Origin of the sequence: Microcoleus sp. D2_18a_D3 (assembly GCF_036702455.1) — a bacterium.
GTDB lineage: Bacteria > Cyanobacteriota > Cyanobacteriia > Cyanobacteriales > Microcoleaceae > Microcoleus.
Map to the genome: position 1 here is coordinate 76,571 of NZ_JAUBTK010000016.1, position 18,545 is coordinate 95,115.

An 18,545-nucleotide genomic window follows, 5' to 3' on the forward strand; every position below is an offset into this window, starting at 1 on the left:
TTTTTGGCTCTTGGCTACCGCAGTGAGAAAACTATTCCGTTTTATCCTAAGAGTTCGGATAATTTTATTGCCAAGTTTGATAGTGATAAACAGCTAAATCAGCAAAAAGCTCTCTTAAATGAATGGCTGACTGTTGATTTTTTATTTCAGCTCACTTGGGATGAAATTGCGGGTGATGAGCCGCTAAAATTATCCTTGGAGACAAGAGCTAAGGGAGAAAATACGTTTTTCATTTCCTCCTACTTGTTTTTCGCAATAGAATTGCGGCGTAGCACCTACACTAGCGAACAGCTTGACGGCATTGTTCACGAGATTAATAAACTCTTTCTCAAGCCCGCGATAATTCTATTCCAGCATCGAGAAACTCTGACTTTATCCATTATCAACCGCCGCCCAGAAAAAGGCAATGAATCTAAAGATGTATTAGGAAAAGTCAAACATATTAAAGATATCCCATTCGCCAGTCCGACAAACTCGCATTTAAAAATTTTCTTCGATCTTTCCTTGGCAGAGTTGCATAAAAATCACGGCTTTAGCAACTTTGACGAATTTCATGAAGCTTGGCATAAAACTATTTCTAACAGCATCAAATTTAAAGAAGACCGTATAACGCCAGATTCGCTTCGCGTTTATCTACAAGAAATCCGTCGATTTCCCATGCTCAAAGCTGACGAAGAGATTAAATTAGCTCGAAAAGTTGCTGAGTTAGAATTAGAGGATAGCCGAAAAGCTAAAGACAAAATGGTAGAGTCTAACTTGCGGCTGGTAGTCTCAATCGCTAAAAAATATCAAAATCGAGGGCTGGATTTGTTAGACTTGATTCAGGAGGGAAATCTGGGTTTAATCAGGGCTGTAGAAAAGTTTGATTGCAGGAAAGGCAACAGGTTTTCCACCTACGCGACTTGGTGGATTCGTCAAAAAATTACGCGAGCAATTTGCAACCATTCCCGCACCATTCGGCTACCGATTCACTTGTGGCGCACAATTTCCGAGGTTAAGAAAACTACTAAACGGCTTTCTCAAGAATTTGGTCGCATTCCCAAGATGGAAGAAATCGCCAATTGTTTGGGAATGACAACGGCCAAATTGCGCTTGGTTATTCAATCGGATAAACCTATCATTTCCTTGGATACTAGGATGGGTAATGAGGAAGGTTCTACATTGGGAGAGTTGATTGAATTCGATGGGGAAACACCAGAAGATTATATTTTTAAAATTAACCAGCGGCGAGACATAGAAAGTGTCTTAAACACCCTCAGTTCCCGCGAATGTGAGGTTATACGGATGCGATTTGGCTTGGATGACGGCCGCGATAATAGTCTACAGGAAATCGGCAATAGATTTAATCTTACCCGCGAGCGGATTCGGCAAATTCAGGATAAGGCTTTACTAAGATTGCGCCATCCCAACCGTAACAGCATTTTAAAAGATTATATTCGCCCGACAGCAATTGACTAAACACAGACAAAAAGATCGATCGCCCAACCGATGCAGCCCAGACAGTGCAACATTCCAGAAAACTTGTCTCGCAGCCCGTGCGACACTTTCTTACAGGAGCCTGTTGGGGATAAAATAGTTGATACAGCTAATATGACCGAACCATTAATTCCTTTTAACAACTTCATAGAAGAATCAAATATAGAAGAAACTATATTGGAGCAGACTTACTTGTCGAGAACCGATGGAAGTCAAAATAATCTGAATCCTGCAAATTTGAATGAGCATAATTTCCACATTGCCGAACTGACAGAAAATGACTTGAATGGAGTGATTAAACCGATGGAACACAATTCAGCAGACTTACTCAAACAACTCACCGCACTAGAAAATGTTTTTTCCCAACTGGAAGCACGGCTGTCAGAGGGGAGTCGAAAGTTGCTAGACCCTGGTATACCTATATCTCAAAAGCTGATTCAAGAACTTGACGATTCCCGGGAAAACTTTATTCAGCTTCGCGACAAGGTGCTAGAACTGGCTGAATATTTGGCAGTATCGACAACGCTGAAAGTTGAGGAAATGGGTTCTTTAGCGGATATCAAATCTGTACTTGAGCGTGTTGATTTTGCCGAGAAGCAAAAAAGTGCGATCGCTCTTGTCCGCGACTCTGCTTTGAGGGTTCTGGAACGAATTTTAGCGATCGCCCATCGAGTAGAGAGCAATTTTCCGTCATTGCTGGAATGTCAGGACAAAGCCCGCGAACTTCAACGCGCGATCTCCGAATCCCAGGAGTCTGACTTGCATCCCGACACCCAACTCTTGGCTGACGGCAATCATCCATTCTGCAAACTGCTAACACTAATTGCAGAATGGGAAGCAGCAGATGACGAGCATTTAGCTTCTTTACAGGATGCCGTAGCAAAATCATTTGAAAGAACTCTGGCGATGGCAGCAGTCAGAGGTAAACTGATTATTCAGTCGGAAACAATACCAGATTTGCCTGCGGTTTCTACTAACAATAACTTAGACGAAACTTGCTTAGTTTATGAGCCGGAATCTGAAACAGTTCCTGTTGTCGAACAACCAGCATTAGCAGAGTTGAACTCGGTATTGACAGAGGAGGCGATCGCGCAGCCAACCACTGAAAATATCCCAGATATTCCACCAACAGAAGCGCCTACCGCAACTCAGATAAATCATCAAAATTCGGAAAATAAGCAAGGAAAAGAAGTTGACAAGCCGGGAAATAAAAAAAGAGAAGAAAAACAGTCTCTCTACAGCTTCTCGCCCAATGAGACCGCTCAACAAATCGCTCAATCCATCTTGGACGACCCCGATCGAGAACGCCCAGCAGTTTTGCGCGACTTAGTTTGGCGGCTGATTTTTGAACAAAAACTCAGCCTTGCATTTCATTTAGCTCGCTGCTTTGAAAAACAATACTCCAACTTTGAACCGCACCTGCCACCGCAGTTAATTCGAGCAGTATTGCTAGGACAAAACCTGCGCTATGACGTAGGATATGGAAAACTTGCAAATCTGCTTAAAGATGACTTCACCAGTTACACCGCCAGCTATTCATTACCAGACAAAAGTGAATGGAATCAAGCTGCAAGCTTGCTCTTAGCCGCAGCAGCAATGCGACCGTCTTTACTAGCGCCAAATACTGGTGCGAAGCACCTTCTCCAGCAGATTCATTTCGGTAAAGCTGGACTTGCAAAACTGTACGATTATTGCCAAATTATCGCCAAACACGGCGATCGGCAGCGGGCGCTGGATATCACAGCCATCAAGAAAGCTCAAGACCAGGCTGACATACAAAAATCTTTAGACGATCTGCATCTAAAAATCGAAACTTGGTGGTCTCAAGCACAGAAAAAAGATATGATTTACCCGCCGGCGAAGAAGGTTTGGCAGGATTGGTTGAAGCCGGACGAACTGATTCACTCTTTACTATTTCCTGTACTTGAAAGCGATTTGAGTAAACTTTCAGCACTCAAGCAGAAAGTCAATCGATTGTCTGACGAATCCCAGATAGACTCTGAAGTTGAGAAGACCGATCGTAAAATTCGCCGCAGTCGCAGTGACGCCATGATGGGGAAAGCCGTGATTCAGTTTCGCGATCGCGTTCGTGAACCTGTTGATTTGGTGCGAAATTGGATTGAAATTCAGGAATCGCGCTTAGATCGCAGAGACAATTATCTTCAGAAAGAAGCCAAACAGTTAAAAGAAGATATTGAGAAGCTTCAAAATACTGTTATCAAAGAATTGGATACCTTTGAAGAAACAAAACCTCCAGTGTTTATTTTAGCTGGTATTGCCTGTTGCCGAAAAGCTGTGGAAGACATCGGCAATATCTTCGATCCAGATACCGAATTGCCAACCGCAGAACCTTACCTAAAACATATCCTGCACGCGGATCTGTTAAGAATGCCGTCTATCCCGATCGACGATGCCTGGGAACTGGATATTGCTAATCCTGAAGCGGGTATAAAGGGAATTTTGGAGTTAGTCAAAAATGACATTTGGGATTGGCAAAAAGCCTTCGATATGCAGAGTTATGTCTGTAGTTCAACAACTGTGGGAAATCACGAGGCTACGGCGCAAATCATCGAATACCTCGAAGTCTGCCCCGAACAAAAAATAGACCTCGCTCAGCTAAAAGACTTACGAAATAATCGGATTAAAGAGTGTCAAGGAATTTTGCTGGAGCAGGTCGAGACTACTAGCAAACAGCTCGAAAGTGCCGTAGCTTTTGGTTTACTAAGAGAAACAGATAGAAGTGCTTATGCAGCACAGATTGAAAGCATTAAAAATGCTCTGGTAACAACCAGGCGGTTTTCCGAAAAAATTGAGCTGCTTCGGGCGATCGGTCAAGGAATTAGCGCCAAGCGCCAGGAACAGATCGATCGAGTATCCGAGGAATTAGAGAGTCTTCAGCAAACAGGTATAGCAGATGCCGATCGTACCAGAATTTGCAGTGTATTGGAACAAGGCGATATCCTGACGGCTAAGGAATATATATCTATGCTGCAAGAGCGGCGATCGCTTCCTGAACCAGAGGAAAAGAGAGATGCTTTTAAAGACTTCTTCGAGCATAAGTATGCTGCGATCGAAAAAGTGCTTGAGGAGTGCGATCGCGATCGACAAAAAAAGCAAAATCTAACTGCAGACATTGGCAAAGGGAAAAGTATCGCCAAAATCCAGATGCCGCAGGGGCCCCAAGCCAAAAAAGCCGCTGAAATGCTGGATGCTTGGTTTGCAGTCAAGGGCAGAAATCAAGTCACAGAGAAAGATGCTTACCAAATTCTCAGCAACCTCGGTTTTAACATCAAATCTGTTACCGTCAAAAAATTAGGAAACTATACCTGGATTGACGTTAATTCTGAGCCGATATCTGACCAAAATCGCTGTCCTGTGTCTGCCTATGGTTCAGCGGCAAAGGGTCATTACCGCATTCTTTGCGTATGGGATAGACCGAACGAACAGGATCTTCTCAATGCCGTTGGAGAAACTGCTCTTGGAGGGCCGATCTTCGTCTTTCATTTTGGGCGAATGACCGAAAAGAAACGCCGAGATTTGGCTGATTTGTGCCGGCAGCGTCGGAGCAGTTTCATTGTTATAGATGACGTGCTGATGCTCTACCTTTGCGGAGAACAAAAAACACGCTTACCTGTATTGTTTGACTGTACCTTACCCTTTACTTTCCTAGAACCGTATAAAACCGCAGCAGGAGAGGTTCCGCCTGAAATGTTTTACGGTCGAGTACGAGAACGGGAATCTATAATCAATCCCGAAGGTTCTTGTTTAATTTATGGAGGCCGCCAGTTAGGTAAAACGGTTTTGCTTAAGTATGTACAGCGGACTTTTCACGCAACCGACGCGGGAAGGAACGCCCTATTTTTGGATATCAAAAAAATTGGGCGCCAGCAACAGTTAGATGAAATTTGGCATCTACTAAACGAAGAATTGGATAAATTGCAAATTCCCGGTATCAACCGGCGCAATTCCGTCCGCGAAAGCAGCTTGCAGCGGATTAAAAGTTGGCTGGAATCGGACAATCAGCGACGCTTTTTGCTGTTGTTGGATGAGGCAGATAATTTCCTGGAAGCCGATGGTAAGGAGGATTTCCCGCGCTGTGATGAGTTCCGAAAATTAATGACGGAAACTAACCGACGTTTTAAGGTGGTCTTTGCCGGATTGCACAACGTTCTGAGAACCACTAGACAAGCAAACCATCCCCTGGCTCACTTTGGCAAGCCGATCTGCATTGGACCTCTGCTGAATAATGGTGAAATGCGGGCGGCAACAGCTTTGGTTAAACGCCCGCTGGCTAGTCTTGGCTATCGTTTTCAACCGGAAGATTTAATTCCGCGCATTCTGTGGCAGACCAACTATTATCCGAGCTTGATTCAACTTTATTGCGAGCAGTTACTCAAGCACATCACTAACCCAGATGTCCCTACTTTCGATCCTAAAATTAGTCCGCCTTACGCGATCGCTTCTCGCCATGTAGAAGAAGCTTATCAAAGTCAAGACCTTCGCAATAATATTCGCGATCGCTTTAAGTTGACACTGGGGCTCGATCTGCGCTACGAAGTAATTGCCTACTCAATTGCTGATGGTTCTCAGCAGAATGAAACAGGTATGGAGGATGGGTTTTCTCTATCTTGGATTCGCGAACAAGTCTTGTATTGGTGGTCTGAGGGATTCGCGGGAAGGTCATCGGAAGATGAAATTCTTGCTTTACTCGAAGAAATGGTCGGATTAGGAGTTTTACGAGAAACCGATGCAGGTTACTTCACTCTGAGAAGTTCTAATTTAGCCTTGCTTATGGGTACGCAGCCAGAAATTGAAGCAGAACTTCTGAGACCCCGCAAAGCTCCACCTGAATACGAACCTGCTACTTTTAGGTCTCCTCTTGTCAAAAATAAAGCTGATTCCCGGCGGAGTCCTTTAACTGTTCAACAGGAATCAGAGCTGCTGCGCCGGGAGTACGGTGTCTCTATTATATTTGGCTGCCAAGCGGCAGGAATTGACGATTTGAGAGTTTTTATGATGGAAGCAGCATCTAGTAAGAAGGATTGCAAAATTCACTATTTAGAAAATCTCTCTGATCGATCGGATTTCAGCCAGCGTTTGACAGAAATTATTAACCGTCGCAAGAAAGATACCACGACGCTCGTTGTTGTATCAGCCACCACCCTTTGGAGTAAGGATTGGGTTGATGACACACTTAAGAAACTCAAAAGATTCACTAAAGAAAAGTCGTTTATTCAGCTTGTTTTCGTCGCATATCCTGAGAAGGCTTGGCAGTTAGTTATTCATAATTGGACAGGTTTTGATTCCTTTAAGGAAGTGAGATTTTTCAGCCTCAAACCTTGGCACGAGGCCGCCCTGCGACATTGGTTGGAAGATGTTAATTTACCCAGCGAACTAGAAGTTAGAAAGAAGATTACGGCAGTTACAGGGAATTGGCCAAACCTGCTGCAAAAATTCTATCAATTTTCTCAAGCTAATCCGCATTGCTGGCAAGATTCCTTGGCTGAACTGAAGAATCAATTTAATAACTCTGACAAACTAATTAATTCAATGGGCTTTGACTGTTGCGAACCTCAAATAAAACTGGTGATGAGAACTTTGGCCCAATGGGGAGAAGCAGCAGCGGTTGAGGAATTAATTGAGGTTCTTGATGATGTATCGCCTGAAATTGTCAAGCAGACTCTCAGATGGGCGGAGCTCCTCAGTCTTGTCTCGCATTTAGGAAATCAGAAGCAAGACGGTAAGGATTACTGGCAGATTGACCCTGTAGTTTGTCGTCTGCTCGAATCTATGGCAGAGTAATACAAACTTTCTGCTGTGCGATGTACTCAAGCAGATATCTGACTTAAGATAGGCGATCGCCCGCAGCAGCTAAGTCTAAGCTAGAAATTGTTCCATAAGCCTAATTGAGGAAAAAAAGATGAGTAGCGGTCACGCCAGCCATAAAGGCTCTTCCACAAAACCCAATACCAACACTAACGGTCAAATAACATCCCCTGCCGACCAACCCGCTGACCCGCTAAATCAAGAAACATCCGGTTATCCGTTCCATAACGAAGCAATGGAAAATCCTGTTGCCACCGCGCGGCCCGACGAAGAGGCTGAGTCTGGCGAAGAACAGCAATAGTTATATCGATTAAATTGTCATCGATATGCTATCTGCGACGCGGTTGATTAGATGTTTGATCAAAATCAGGTTTGTACTAATTACATCTTGCACCTGTTCCCATAGTCCGCCAGGGATTTGAATCTCCGGCGGACTATTTGGGCAGGTTCAGTAGTACCTCACAGCTTCAGAACAAAGGACTAAAGTCCTTACTACAAAACTATTTAACCTAAAATTCAAGTTAGGAATTATTGATACATGAGCGAGATTAACCAACTATTTCAAAAAGACAAATTGCCGGAATTGGGGTTAGTCTGCATTACAACATCCGATGCCGTTCGCTTTCGCACTGTCACGCGGAAGCGACTTTTACAGCTTTCGGAAGCTGAACAAGAAAAAGTATTGCGCGAGCTTTATACAGACAACTTAAAACGGCTTCACAAAGCGATCGACTTCTGTGCAGCTAATCAGATTAAGCTCTACCGCATGACTTCTGCACTGTTCCCTTTTGCAGATACAGATTTGGGGGAAGCAGTGCTACACTCCATGACTGAGGAATTGCGGATTACCGGCGATCGCGCCCTCTCTTTGGGCATCCGTTTGGTACTCCACCCAGATCAATTTGTGGTGCTCAGTTCCGACAAGCCTGATGTGGTTGCAAACAGCATTAAAATTCTCGCCACTCATGCTTTAATTTTAGATATGTTGGGACAGCCCCGATCGCCCTGGGCGCTGATGAACATTCACGGCGGCAAGAGCGATCGCACTTCGCAGCTCAAATCAGTCATCCGCGATTTACCCGAATCCATTCGATCGCGCTTAACCTTTGAAAATGACGAATACGCTTACAGTTCCTCGGAAATTTTAGAAGTTTGTCTCGATACCGGCGTACCAATGGTTTTTGACGCCCACCACCACGTCATTCACGAACATTTAGAAACTTACGACGATCCCAGCGTTGCCGAAATGCTCGCAGCAGCCCGCACAAGTTGGTCTGTTCCTGAATGGCAATTAGTACACATATCGAATGGAAAAGAGTTTTTTACCGATCCTCGCCACAGTGATTTAATTACAGAAATGCCTAATTGCTATTATCAGGCTCCTTGGATTGAAGTAGAAGCTAAATTCAAAGAATTAGCTATTGAAAAGTTGCGCGCCGAATGGTTGTGTGCGAATGTTCCACAACTTAGCACTGTCTCGTAGGGGGAAATTTTACTAACAATAATTGCCTCAAACCCATCATCTCGAAAACCCGCCCCCACCCAACGGTAAATCCAAAGAACAGGCAAGATGCCTGTTCCACAAAGAATGAATTTTATTGTGGGGTGGGTGTCCCGCCCGCCCGGTTTAGTCCGACAGTGCGAGAGGGTTTTTAACCCCTATCTCATAGCTAAAGTCCACTAAAAGGGCACTAAAATAGATAGATATTGAGATCATATTTACCGTCGGTTTCAACTGACATCTTGCACCATTGTCAAGAACAGGTAAGATGCCTGTTCCACCATAAAATTCATCTCTTGTGGAACAGGCAAGATGCCTGTTCCTAAACAAGTAATGGAGAATGTTGCAATATCTCACTTTTAACCGACTTTAGCTTTGAGCCAAGGGTTTAAACCTCTGCCCGGATGCCGGATTACCAGACTATCGAACTGCCGGAATCGGTAAAAACCGCGTTAATACCAACTATAAATTATGTGCGGACGATACACTTTAACTACTTCAGGTCAAATCATCGCCGAATTCTTCAAACTGTCGGAAGTTCCCGACATTAAACCGCGATACAATATCGCCCCAACTCAATCAGTGGCGACAGTAACAGTTTCTCAAAAGCAAATGCAGCGACAGTTTCAATTTATGCGCTGGGGTTTGATTCCAAGTTGGGCAAAAGACATGAAAATGGGCAGCAAGATGATCAATGCGCGATCGGAAACAGTAGCCGAAAAACCTGCTTTTCGCAGCGCTATCAAGCACAGGCGATGTTTGATAGTCGCTGACGGTTTCTACGAATGGCAACAGCAGGGAAAGAACAAACAGCCTTACTATTTTCAAAAGGCAGACGGCGAACCTTTTGCTTTTGCAGGTTTGTGGGAAAATTGGGAATCTCCTGAAAAAGAAAACATTGTATCTTGCAGTATAATTACTACGGATGCTAACGAAACAGTGCAGCCAATGCACGATCGAATGCCAGTGATTCTCCCCGACAGCGATTGGGAACAGTGGCTAGATCCTGCTGTTAAAAATGCTCAGGAAGTTTTGCCCATGTTAAAGCCCTATGCTTCCGAAGCTATGAAAGCAAAGGCGGTAAGTGCGATCGTCAACAGTCCCACTAGAGACAGTCCCGAATGTATTAGCGATCGGCAATAAATCATTGGCTCGGACAAAACCGAGATAGTTTGAGTTATGATCTAAAATGATGTTTGAGCTGTAGCTTGGGTTTTCTAAGGCTCAGTTTAACTCAGTTGTTATTTGCTCAAACATTTTTTTAAGCTTAACATCAGTTAGAAGACAAAAAATATGATCGGATACGTTACACTCGGTACCAACGATATTGAAAGTGCAGCCAAATTTTATGATGCTTTGCTTGCTGAAATTGGCGCTCGACGATTCATGGAATTCGACCAATTTATCGCATGGAGTGTTTCTCCCGATCGACCAGCACTTGCTATTACAAAACCCTTTGATGGTAACAGAGCAACTGTTGGCAATGGAGTAATGATAGCTCTTCAAGTTGACAGTCCAGAAAAAGTCAACTTAGTTTATAACAAAGCGATCGCACTTGGGGCTAAGGATGAAGGAGCCGCAGGACCACGAGGCGTGTTGCCGGGGTTTTATGCGGGATATTTTCGGGATCTTGAGGGGAACAAGCTGAACGTGTTTTGTATGCCTGGGCCAAACACTTAATCTTTTTGTTTTTCGTGAATATCGAAGAAAAAAAGCTATTTCCGATCGTTAGCTATTAGTTATCAATCCCTAAATAAGAGTTGATAACTAATAACTAATGACTAATGACTAATAACTAAATTAGCTATCGTACATCCGCGCTTCAGCAGCCTCGGGATTTTCCTCGCAATACTCGTCAAAAGCCGTTTTTTCAAGCTTCATCGATCGCTGGTGAGAAGCCTCAGCCTGCATTTCCTCTACAATATCCCACGCTACCGCGCACTCTCTAGAGGTAGCGCCTTTTTCGGCACAGATAGTTCTGGCATCCGCGATCGCCTGTTCGATTTGTTCCTCAAATAAAACACTCTTCGGCTTCTCAAGAAAATCGCTTTTTGTCAATATATCCGTGACCGAAATAATGCCCACTAGCTCGTCCTTAATCACCGGCGCCCGGCGGATGCGGGTATTGGCGAACAACCTCGCCACGTATTCCACGCCCAAGTCAGGATTGACCGTAATGCAAGGTTTGGTCATAATCTCGAAGACGCGGACTTTTTTCGGGTCTACTCCGTAGGCTGCTACTTTATAGACAATATCCGTTTCTGTCACAATGCCATAGGCATCTTGTTCGTGGCGACGTTCCACAATCAACGCGCGCAAACACAAATCGTTCATCATCGCCACCGCTTCAGCTACCGTTGCTGAACCGCGAATGGTAACAACATCTGTGGTCATAATGTCTTGGGCTTTCATCATCATTTTTTATTCCTTCCCGCTGATAAAGTCTACTGCGTCCCGATTTGGGGCTGTCCATTTGATTTGCGATCATCATTAGGACTTACCCTCAGAAACCCGGTTTATACGAAAATATTGGGTTTAGTAAGGATAAATCCGGTCAGCAACCAGGTTTCTGAGAAATCGTGCGATCGCAAACTAATCATAAAACCTTTAACGGCACTCGCGATGACAAGTTGCCTGAAACAGCCCCTCGCTGCCCCGGAACCTCTGGAGTCCGCGATTTAGGACTCAGACGGGGCTAGCGTGCGATCCTCCAAGCAAGAGTGAAGTATTGGGGCGATCGGATCTTTGAGCTTGTGGGACTCAGATTTTCCAGCCCCAGTCTCAAAGAAGCAAAAGTTAACACAAACTAACCAACTGCTTGCGCTCGCACAGATCCCCGCCTCTGATAAACTTGATGGCTGGGAGTGCAAAATAGCACAAGGCACGCATCAGCAGTTGGGAGGATCTAGTTCGTGGACAATGTAATCGGTTTAGAGATCATCGAAGTAGTTGAGCAGGCAGCCATCGCCTCCGCTCGCTTGATGGGCAAAGGCGAAAAAGATGAAGCTGACAGAGTGGCTGTAGAAGCCATGCGGGAGCGCATGAACAAAATTCATATGCGCGGCCGCATCGTGATCGGCGAAGGCGAGCGCGATGACGCACCGATGCTTTACATCGGGGAACAAGTAGGTATTTGTACCCGCGAAGATGCCAAAGATGTCTGCAACCTAGATGAATTGATCGAAATTGACATCGCTGTTGACCCCTGCGAAGGTACTAACCTGGTGGCTTACGGTCAAAACGGTTCGATGGCAGTTTTGGCAATTTCTGAAAAAGGTGGTTTGTTTGCGGCACCGGATTTCTACATGAACAAATTGGCTGCTCCGGCGGCTGCTAAGAATCATGTAGATATTCGCAAAACGCCGACTCAAAACCTCAAAATTATCTCTGATTGTCTCGGCCGCGGTGTTGAAGATTTGGTGGTGGTGGTCATGGATCGCCCCCGACACAAAGATTTAATTAATGAAATTCGGCAAGCGGGTGCAAGAGTTCGGCTGATCAGCGACGGCGACGTTTCGGCAGCGATTTCTTGCGCGTTTTCTGGTTCCAACATCCACGCACTTATGGGTATTGGCGCAGCACCCGAAGGTGTGATTTCCGCAGCAGCAATGCGCTGCTTGGGCGGTCACTTCCAAGGGCAGTTAATTTACGATCCGGCTGTTGTAAAAACTGGTTTGATCGGTGAAAGCAAAGAGAGCAATATCGCCCGCCTGAAAGACATGGGCATCACAGACCCAGACAAGATTTACAATGCTGAAGAGCTGGCATCTGGAGAAACAGTTCTGTTTGCAGCTTGCGGGATTACTCCCGGAACGCTGATGAATGGAGTTCGCTTCTTTGGCGGCGGCGCTCGCACTGAAAGTTTGGTAATTTCTTCTCAGTCGAAAACTGCTCGGTTTGTGGATACAATCCATATGTTTGACCAGCCGAAATCTTTGCAATTGAATTAGTGATTAGTTAGTGGTTAACAGTTAACAGTTAACAGTTAACCACTAACAGTTAACTGTTAACAGTCACCGGTGATTAGCAATTAGCGATAAACTAAGAACTAATAACAGGTGACTGTTAACAACTAAGAAAGAAATAGTGACAAATCACAGATATGAATATTGCAGTCGTAGGTCTCAGCCACAAAACAGCACCGGTAGAAGTTCGCGAAAAACTGAGCATTCCAGAACAGAAAGTTGAAGCGGCGATCGCCCAATTGCGCGGCTATCCGCACATTCAAGAGGTTGCCATCCTCAGCACTTGCAACCGCTTAGAGATTTATATTGTTACCAGCGAGTCGGAGCCGGGAGTGCGAGAGGTTATTCAGTTCCTTTCAGAATGCAGTAAAGTTCCTTTGCAGTCTTTGCGCCCTCACCTGTTTATTTTGCTGCACGAAGATGCGGTGATGCACTTGATGCGAGTGGCTTCTGGCCTCGACAGTTTGGTGCTCGGAGAAGGACAAATTTTGGCTCAGGTAAAACAAACTCACAAACTCGCCCAGCAGTACAAAGGTGTAGGCAGAATTTTAGAGCGCTTGTTCAAGCAAGCTCTCACAGCAGGGAAGCGAGTTCGCACGGAAACTAGCATCGGTACCGGTGCAGTTTCGATTAGTTCTGCGGCGGCAGAATTGGCTCAAATGAAGGGTCAGCATTTAGCAAGCAGCAAAATTGCAATTATCGGTGCTGGCAAAATGTCGCGGCTTTTGGTGCAGCATTTGCTCTCAAAAGGAGCTAGCCATATTTCGATCGTTAACCGCTCTGTGCGGGGCGCCCTGGAGTTGGCCGGTCAGTTTAAAGATGCTGAATTGCACCTGTATCAGCTCTCGGAAATGATGCAGATAATTGCCAGTTCTGACTTGGTTTTTACCAGTACCGCAGCTACCGAGCCACTGTTAAATAAAGCTAAATTGGAAGCGGTTTTAGACCCGAATCGCCCTTTGATGTTGGTGGATATTTCTGTGCCACGCAACATTGACTCGGATGCGAACGAACTCGCTAATGTGCGATCGTTTAATGTGGACGACTTGAAAGCAGTGGTAGCTCAAAACCACGAAAGCCGCCGCAAAATGGCAATGGAAGCTCAGGGCTTGCTGGAACAGGAAGTAGAGGCTTTCGATCTCTGGTGGCGCAGTCTGGAAACAGTTCCTACTATTAGCTGTTTGCGGGATAAAATAGAATTGATTCGGGAACAAGAGTTAGAAAAAGCTTTATCGCGTCTGGGTTCGGAATTTTCGGAGAAACATCAAGACGTGATTGAATCTTTAACCAGGGGGATTGTGAATAAGATTTTGCACGATCCGATGGTACAGTTGCGCGCTCAGCAGGATATTGAGGCGCGGCGGCAAGCGATGCAAACTTTGCAAACACTGTTTAATTTGGATGTGGATGTCAATCAGCAGTACAGCTAGTTTGTCATTAGTCATTGGTCATTAGTCATTAGTCAGTTGACCCGAAAGCAGGAGTCATATTATGTCCGGTAAATTACCATGAATAAAAATGCCTCCAACCCTTGCGGCAAAAGCATCATTCGGGAGGGTAATTTGCTCGAACCTGATATCAGTTATCATTCCACCAATAACTAATGACTAATAACTAATGACTAATAACTAATGACTAATAGGCGAATTTATCAAATAATCCTACTGATTGCGGGGCTAGGGCTGGTTGTTGAGTTTGCCTCCCGCATTTCGGCAGAAATTCTCTGGTTTCAGGAAGTTGGATATCTTCAGGTTTTTCTGTTAAAGCTGAAAACTCAAGGGTTGCTGGGGACGATCGCAATTGCTGTTTCTTCTGCCTTTTTGCTCGGAAATTTGGCTTTAGCCCGCCGCCTGGAACATCCCGCAGAGGAAATGAAATCGCCGATTGCGGGGGCGCTATTCGCTCCACTAAGAACCAACAAAACTGGGAAGAATTACGAATTACCTGTTGCTAAATCCCAACTTACCTTTTCCTGGCTGCTGTTGACGGTATTCGGATTGAGTTCGATCGCAACTTTTATAGTAATTCACTGCGCGCTGTTAGCTGCAAGCAGTATCGCCTATTTCCGTATAGCTGGCAATTTGCCTGCACCGCCCGTGCAGTTGGGAATTGAGTCAATCCAACAAATAGGGGTGCAGCTATTTTCTCGCTGGTGGCAGTTGGGCTTGCTGCTGGGGGCAATTTTAGCTGTGGTAATTAAGCCTGATTTTTGGCTGCGGGCGATCGCCCTTTTTCTCAGTTTGGCGATCGGGCTGATTGCCACCAGTCGCTGGACAAATGTTTTGCAATATTTTCACCCTATTAATTTTAACACAACCGACCCTCTTTTCCATCAAAATATTAGCTTTTATGTATTTATTTTGCCAATCTTAGATTTGCTAGGATTCTGGCTGACAGTTGTATTTTTGTACAGTTTAGTATCTTGTGCTTTAACATATTTGCTATCGGGAAATAGCCTGAGTCAAGGGGTCTTTTTGGGGTTTTCTCGATCACAGCAGGGGCACTTGTACGGGTTGGGTGCAGCTTTCATGCTAGCCGTTGCATTCCGCTACTGGCTGGGGCGCTACGCATTGCTGTATTCGCGGGGAGACGTTACTTACGGGGCGAATTATGCTGACGTAACGGTACGGCTGCCCTGGTATGGATTTTTGAGTATTTTGGCGGGGGCGATCGCCGTTTTGATGCTGTGGCAAGTTTACCCATTCAAAATAAAACATGAACTCATAAAAAAGATTATTATAGCGTGGCTAACTTTAAGCTTGTTGGGAACTTGGCTGCTGCCAACAATTGTGCAGCAACTCCTAGTTAAACCTAACGAATTAGCAAGGGAAAAGCCCTACATTAAGCGCAGTATTGCCTTTACTCAAGAAGCCTTTGACCTCAACAATATAGAAATAAAAACTTTCGATCCCGCCGGAAAACTTACTTATGCCGACTTAGAAAAAAATAAACTTACTATTAGCAACATCCGGCTGTGGGACAAGCAGCCGCTGCTGCAAACCACCCGACAGTTACAGCAAATTAGACCCTATTATACATTTCCTGATGCCGATATAGAGCGCTACACAATCAAAAATGAAAAAGCAAAAAAGGGAGATTCTGAAAGCCAACAAGTGTTTCTGGCAGCGCGGGAATTAGATTACACGGCAGTTGCCCCCGAAGCTCAAACTTGGGTGAACAAACACCTGATTTACACTCACGGTTACGGCTTTACTCTTTCTCCGGTAAATACAGTCGGTGTCGGCGGTTTACCCGATTATTTCGTCAAAGATATTGGAGTTGCAGCCCAGGAAGGGGAGACTGCTTTGGAAGTAACCAGCGATCGAATTCGGGCCAGTATTCCGATCGGCTACCCGCGAATTTACTACGGCGAAATCACCGATACAGAAGCGATGGCGCCCACAAAAGTCAAAGAATTCGACTATCCCAGCGGCGAAGACAATGTTTACAATACTTACAGCGGTAGGGGCGGAATTGCGATCGGTTCTATGTGGCGGCGCTGGCTGTTTGCTAATTATCTCAAAAATTGGCAAATGGCACTGACGCGCAATTTTACGCCAGAAACTAAATTGCTGTACCGTCGAAATATTAATAAAAGAGTCCGGGCTATAGCTCCTTTTTTGCGCTACGATTCTGACCCGTATTTAGTAGTAGCGAACGCCAATCTTAGCAATGACGATATAGAAAAAGAAAAAGATGAAAATGGCAACGAGATTAAACCTTCACCCTCGGTCACTGATAAATCTCCCAACTATCTTTACTGGATTATCGATGCCTATACAGCGAGCGATCGCTATCCGTATTCTGACCCCGGAAATCATGAGTTTAACTACATCCGCAACTCCGTTAAAGTAGTGATTGATGCCTACAACGGGTCTGTTGACTTCTACGTTGCCCATCCCTCCGATCCGATTATTAACAGTTGGATGGCTATCTTTCCCGGACTATTCAAACCCCTTGACAAAATGCCTCCGGCTCTCCGCAAACATATCAGATATCCTGTAGATTTGCTGAGCATTCAATCAGAACGCTTGCTAACTTATCATATGGAAGACCCGCAAGTATTTTACAATCGGGAGGATTTGTGGCGAGTTCCCAATGAAATTTATGGCAGCGAACAGCAGCCCGTATCACCCTATTATTTGATTATGAAGCTGCCAACTGAAAAAGCCGAAGAATTTATTTTGCTGCTTCCATTTACACCAGTAAGTCGCAACAATTTAATTGCTTGGATTGCAGGGCGATCGGATGGTAGCGAGTACGGAAAATTGCTGCTGTATCTGTTCCCCAAACAGCGATTAGTTTACGGCCCGGAACAAATAGAAGCTTTAATTAACCAAGATCCGGTTATTTCCGAACAAATATCTCTCTGGAATCGCCAGGGATCAAAAGCCATTCAAGGAAACTTATTAGTAATTCCCATTGAACAATCTTTACTGTATGTGGAACCTCTTTACTTAGAAGCCGAACGCAATAGTTTGCCGACTTTAATCAGAGTTATTGCTGCCTACGAAAACCGCATCGTCATGGCAGAAAGTCTTGACTTGGCACTCAAGGCACTTTTTCAGCAACGATCTACTAATAAACCGGTCATTATTCGACCTGTGGAAGGAACAGCACCAGCTTTAAATAGTGAATGATATCAATTCCGGTTGCACTCATCATGATTGTTGACTGTTGACTGTTGACTGTTGGTTGTAGAAGGAGGAGTCGAAAAACTGAATGGTTGAGTGTTAAGCGTTGACTCGATTTTATTATTCCGATGCCAGGGGATCAGAAGGTGAAATTTTCAGAAAACCAGATTATTTAGGGTCGATCGACTTAACAAATTGTTGCACAGGCTGTGGTAGAGCCGGCACAAAAGTCTTTCTAAAACCCCTAACATCGAACACTCGCCACAAAATACCTACCGCTACCGTCAAGAAAAATAACGCTCCCAAAAAATTGAACGCACTAGACAGAAAACCGCTGTTCCTTTTTTTCGGAGGTGTAATATGTTTCATGCGATATACAGCCGGCTCGTAATCTATCGACTCCTCGCGACTGCGGGGCGACGTTTTGGGGCGCGAACTCGCACTGCGCTTCTGAGTCAAACCCGTTTTATTAGTTTTAGTAAAACTGCTGGGCGATTTTAGCTCCGAAGCGCCGCGGGTTCCCGTTAACTTGCTAGCAGAAGCCCCCGTTTGGCCAACAGCAGCATCCTGAATTCTGCTGTTAGGGCGCTGAGTCGATTTGCGTTCGGCGAGGGTACGCATCAAACTTTGCAATTGCTGAGTCGCCGCCGGCGGGCGTTCCCCTTTCCTCGCCCAATTTAACAGCATCGCCCCGGTAATCCCGCAGAGATTCGTAGCGCCTACAGAAGCCAGCCGCTTCAGCAGAGGCTGGCTGTTGGAAACAAAAATCACCAATGCCTCCGGGTGTTCCTGAGCCAAACCGTAAACGCACTGAGCCGTCGCCACCACGAGCATTGCTGGCTTGCTTTGATTTTTGATCGAAGGTTCGAGAGCTCGGTGTGTTTCCTGAGCGTCAGTTGCAATCCAACCGCTGTCGGCAAAAAATCGCATAAACTCTCTAGCTACTTGCTCTTGAGCTTTTTCCACCGCTTGCCCTGTCAGACGATCTATTTCGTCGTACACTACTTCCGGGATATAGCAAGTTCCCACCTTGGAATATTCTTGCCACACTTGGGTTCTGCCCGTCATTAAAACATCTGCATCAAAAGTTACCAATACAGGAGGAAGTTGATTAGCCATGACTTTATCCTATAGGCTCAGATA

General features: G+C 45.1%; 11 protein-coding genes. 9 read left to right on the forward strand and 2 right to left on the reverse strand.

Going from position 1 to position 18,545, the window contains the following annotated elements; translation table 11 throughout:
* Window positions 1–450: 450 nt before the first annotated feature.
* From QUB06_RS10340 to QUB06_RS10365, 6 genes are all read left to right on the forward strand, one after another.
* Window positions 451–1,458 (forward strand): sigma-70 family RNA polymerase sigma factor, encoded by a 1,008-nt coding sequence (locus QUB06_RS10340; RefSeq protein WP_445251372.1) that lies wholly within the window; start codon window positions 451–453, stop codon window positions 1,456–1,458.
* A 30-nt stretch (window positions 1,459–1,488) separates the two neighbouring features.
* The gene (locus QUB06_RS10345; RefSeq protein WP_333435215.1) at window positions 1,489–7,278 is read left to right on the forward strand and encodes an AAA family ATPase; all 5,790 of its coding nucleotides are present in this window, start codon (window positions 1,489–1,491) and stop codon (window positions 7,276–7,278) included.
* Between the two features lie 118 nt (window positions 7,279–7,396).
* On the forward strand, window positions 7,397–7,603 hold the full coding sequence (locus tag QUB06_RS10350; RefSeq protein ID WP_190661448.1) for a hypothetical protein: 207 nt from the start codon (window positions 7,397–7,399) through the stop codon (window positions 7,601–7,603).
* A gap of 237 nt (window positions 7,604–7,840) precedes the next feature.
* Window positions 7,841–8,785, forward strand: a complete 945-nt coding sequence (gene uvsE, locus QUB06_RS10355) for a UV DNA damage repair endonuclease UvsE (protein ID WP_333435216.1) — start codon at window positions 7,841–7,843, stop codon at window positions 8,783–8,785.
* A gap of 489 nt (window positions 8,786–9,274) precedes the next feature.
* On the forward strand, window positions 9,275–9,946 hold the full coding sequence (locus QUB06_RS10360; protein WP_333435217.1) for an SOS response-associated peptidase: 672 nt from the start codon (window positions 9,275–9,277) through the stop codon (window positions 9,944–9,946).
* A gap of 150 nt (window positions 9,947–10,096) precedes the next feature.
* Entirely contained in the window at window positions 10,097–10,483 is a 387-nt protein-coding gene (locus tag QUB06_RS10365; protein WP_333435218.1) for a VOC family protein, read from the forward strand.
* A 120-nt stretch (window positions 10,484–10,603) separates the two neighbouring features.
* On the opposite strand, the gene QUB06_RS10370 is transcribed toward QUB06_RS10365, so the two are convergent.
* Window positions 10,604–11,221 carry a CP12 domain-containing protein gene (locus QUB06_RS10370; RefSeq protein ID WP_333143433.1) on the reverse strand — a complete coding sequence of 206 codons (618 nt, stop codon included), beginning with the start codon at window positions 11,219–11,221 and terminating at the stop codon, window positions 10,604–10,606.
* 494 nt (window positions 11,222–11,715) lie between these two features.
* On the opposite strand from QUB06_RS10370, the gene glpX reads away from it, so the two are divergent.
* The 3 genes from glpX to QUB06_RS10385 all read left to right on the forward strand — a co-directional run bounded on the left by glpX (window position 11,716) and on the right by QUB06_RS10385 (window position 17,408).
* Window positions 11,716–12,753 (forward strand): class II fructose-bisphosphatase, encoded by a 1,038-nt coding sequence (gene glpX, locus QUB06_RS10375; RefSeq protein ID WP_333287097.1) that lies wholly within the window; start codon window positions 11,716–11,718, stop codon window positions 12,751–12,753.
* Window positions 12,754–12,905: 152 nt separating this feature from the next.
* Window positions 12,906–14,198, forward strand: a complete 1,293-nt coding sequence (locus QUB06_RS10380; protein WP_333083528.1) for a glutamyl-tRNA reductase — start codon at window positions 12,906–12,908, stop codon at window positions 14,196–14,198.
* A 201-nt stretch (window positions 14,199–14,399) separates the two neighbouring features.
* The gene (locus tag QUB06_RS10385; RefSeq protein ID WP_333435219.1) at window positions 14,400–17,408 is read left to right on the forward strand and encodes a UPF0182 family protein; all 3,009 of its coding nucleotides are present in this window, start codon (window positions 14,400–14,402) and stop codon (window positions 17,406–17,408) included.
* A gap of 162 nt (window positions 17,409–17,570) precedes the next feature.
* Here the strand turns inward: QUB06_RS10385 and QUB06_RS10390 are convergent, their stop codons facing one another.
* Entirely contained in the window at window positions 17,571–18,521 is a 951-nt protein-coding gene (locus QUB06_RS10390; protein ID WP_333435220.1) for a hypothetical protein, read from the reverse strand.
* Window positions 18,522–18,545 lie beyond the last annotated feature (24 nt).

Excerpts from the sequence above, each read along its gene's own strand:
- QUB06_RS10345 (WP_333435215.1), top strand. The coding sequence starts at position 1,489 with ATGCAGCCCAGACAGTGCAACATTCCAGAAAACTTGTCTCGCAGCCCG.
- QUB06_RS10370 (WP_333143433.1), bottom strand. The coding sequence starts at position 11,221 with ATGATGATGAAAGCCCAAGACATTATGACCACAGATGTTGTTACCATT.
- uvsE (WP_333435216.1), top strand. The coding sequence starts at position 7,841 with ATGAGCGAGATTAACCAACTATTTCAAAAAGACAAATTGCCGGAATTG.
- QUB06_RS10350 (WP_190661448.1), top strand. The coding sequence starts at position 7,397 with ATGAGTAGCGGTCACGCCAGCCATAAAGGCTCTTCCACAAAACCCAAT.
- QUB06_RS10360 (WP_333435217.1), top strand. The coding sequence starts at position 9,275 with ATGTGCGGACGATACACTTTAACTACTTCAGGTCAAATCATCGCCGAA.
- QUB06_RS10365 (WP_333435218.1), top strand. The coding sequence starts at position 10,097 with ATGATCGGATACGTTACACTCGGTACCAACGATATTGAAAGTGCAGCC.
- QUB06_RS10385 (WP_333435219.1), top strand. The coding sequence starts at position 14,400 with ATGACTAATAGGCGAATTTATCAAATAATCCTACTGATTGCGGGGCTA.
- QUB06_RS10380 (WP_333083528.1), top strand. The coding sequence starts at position 12,906 with ATGAATATTGCAGTCGTAGGTCTCAGCCACAAAACAGCACCGGTAGAA.
- QUB06_RS10390 (WP_333435220.1), bottom strand. The coding sequence starts at position 18,521 with ATGGCTAATCAACTTCCTCCTGTATTGGTAACTTTTGATGCAGATGTT.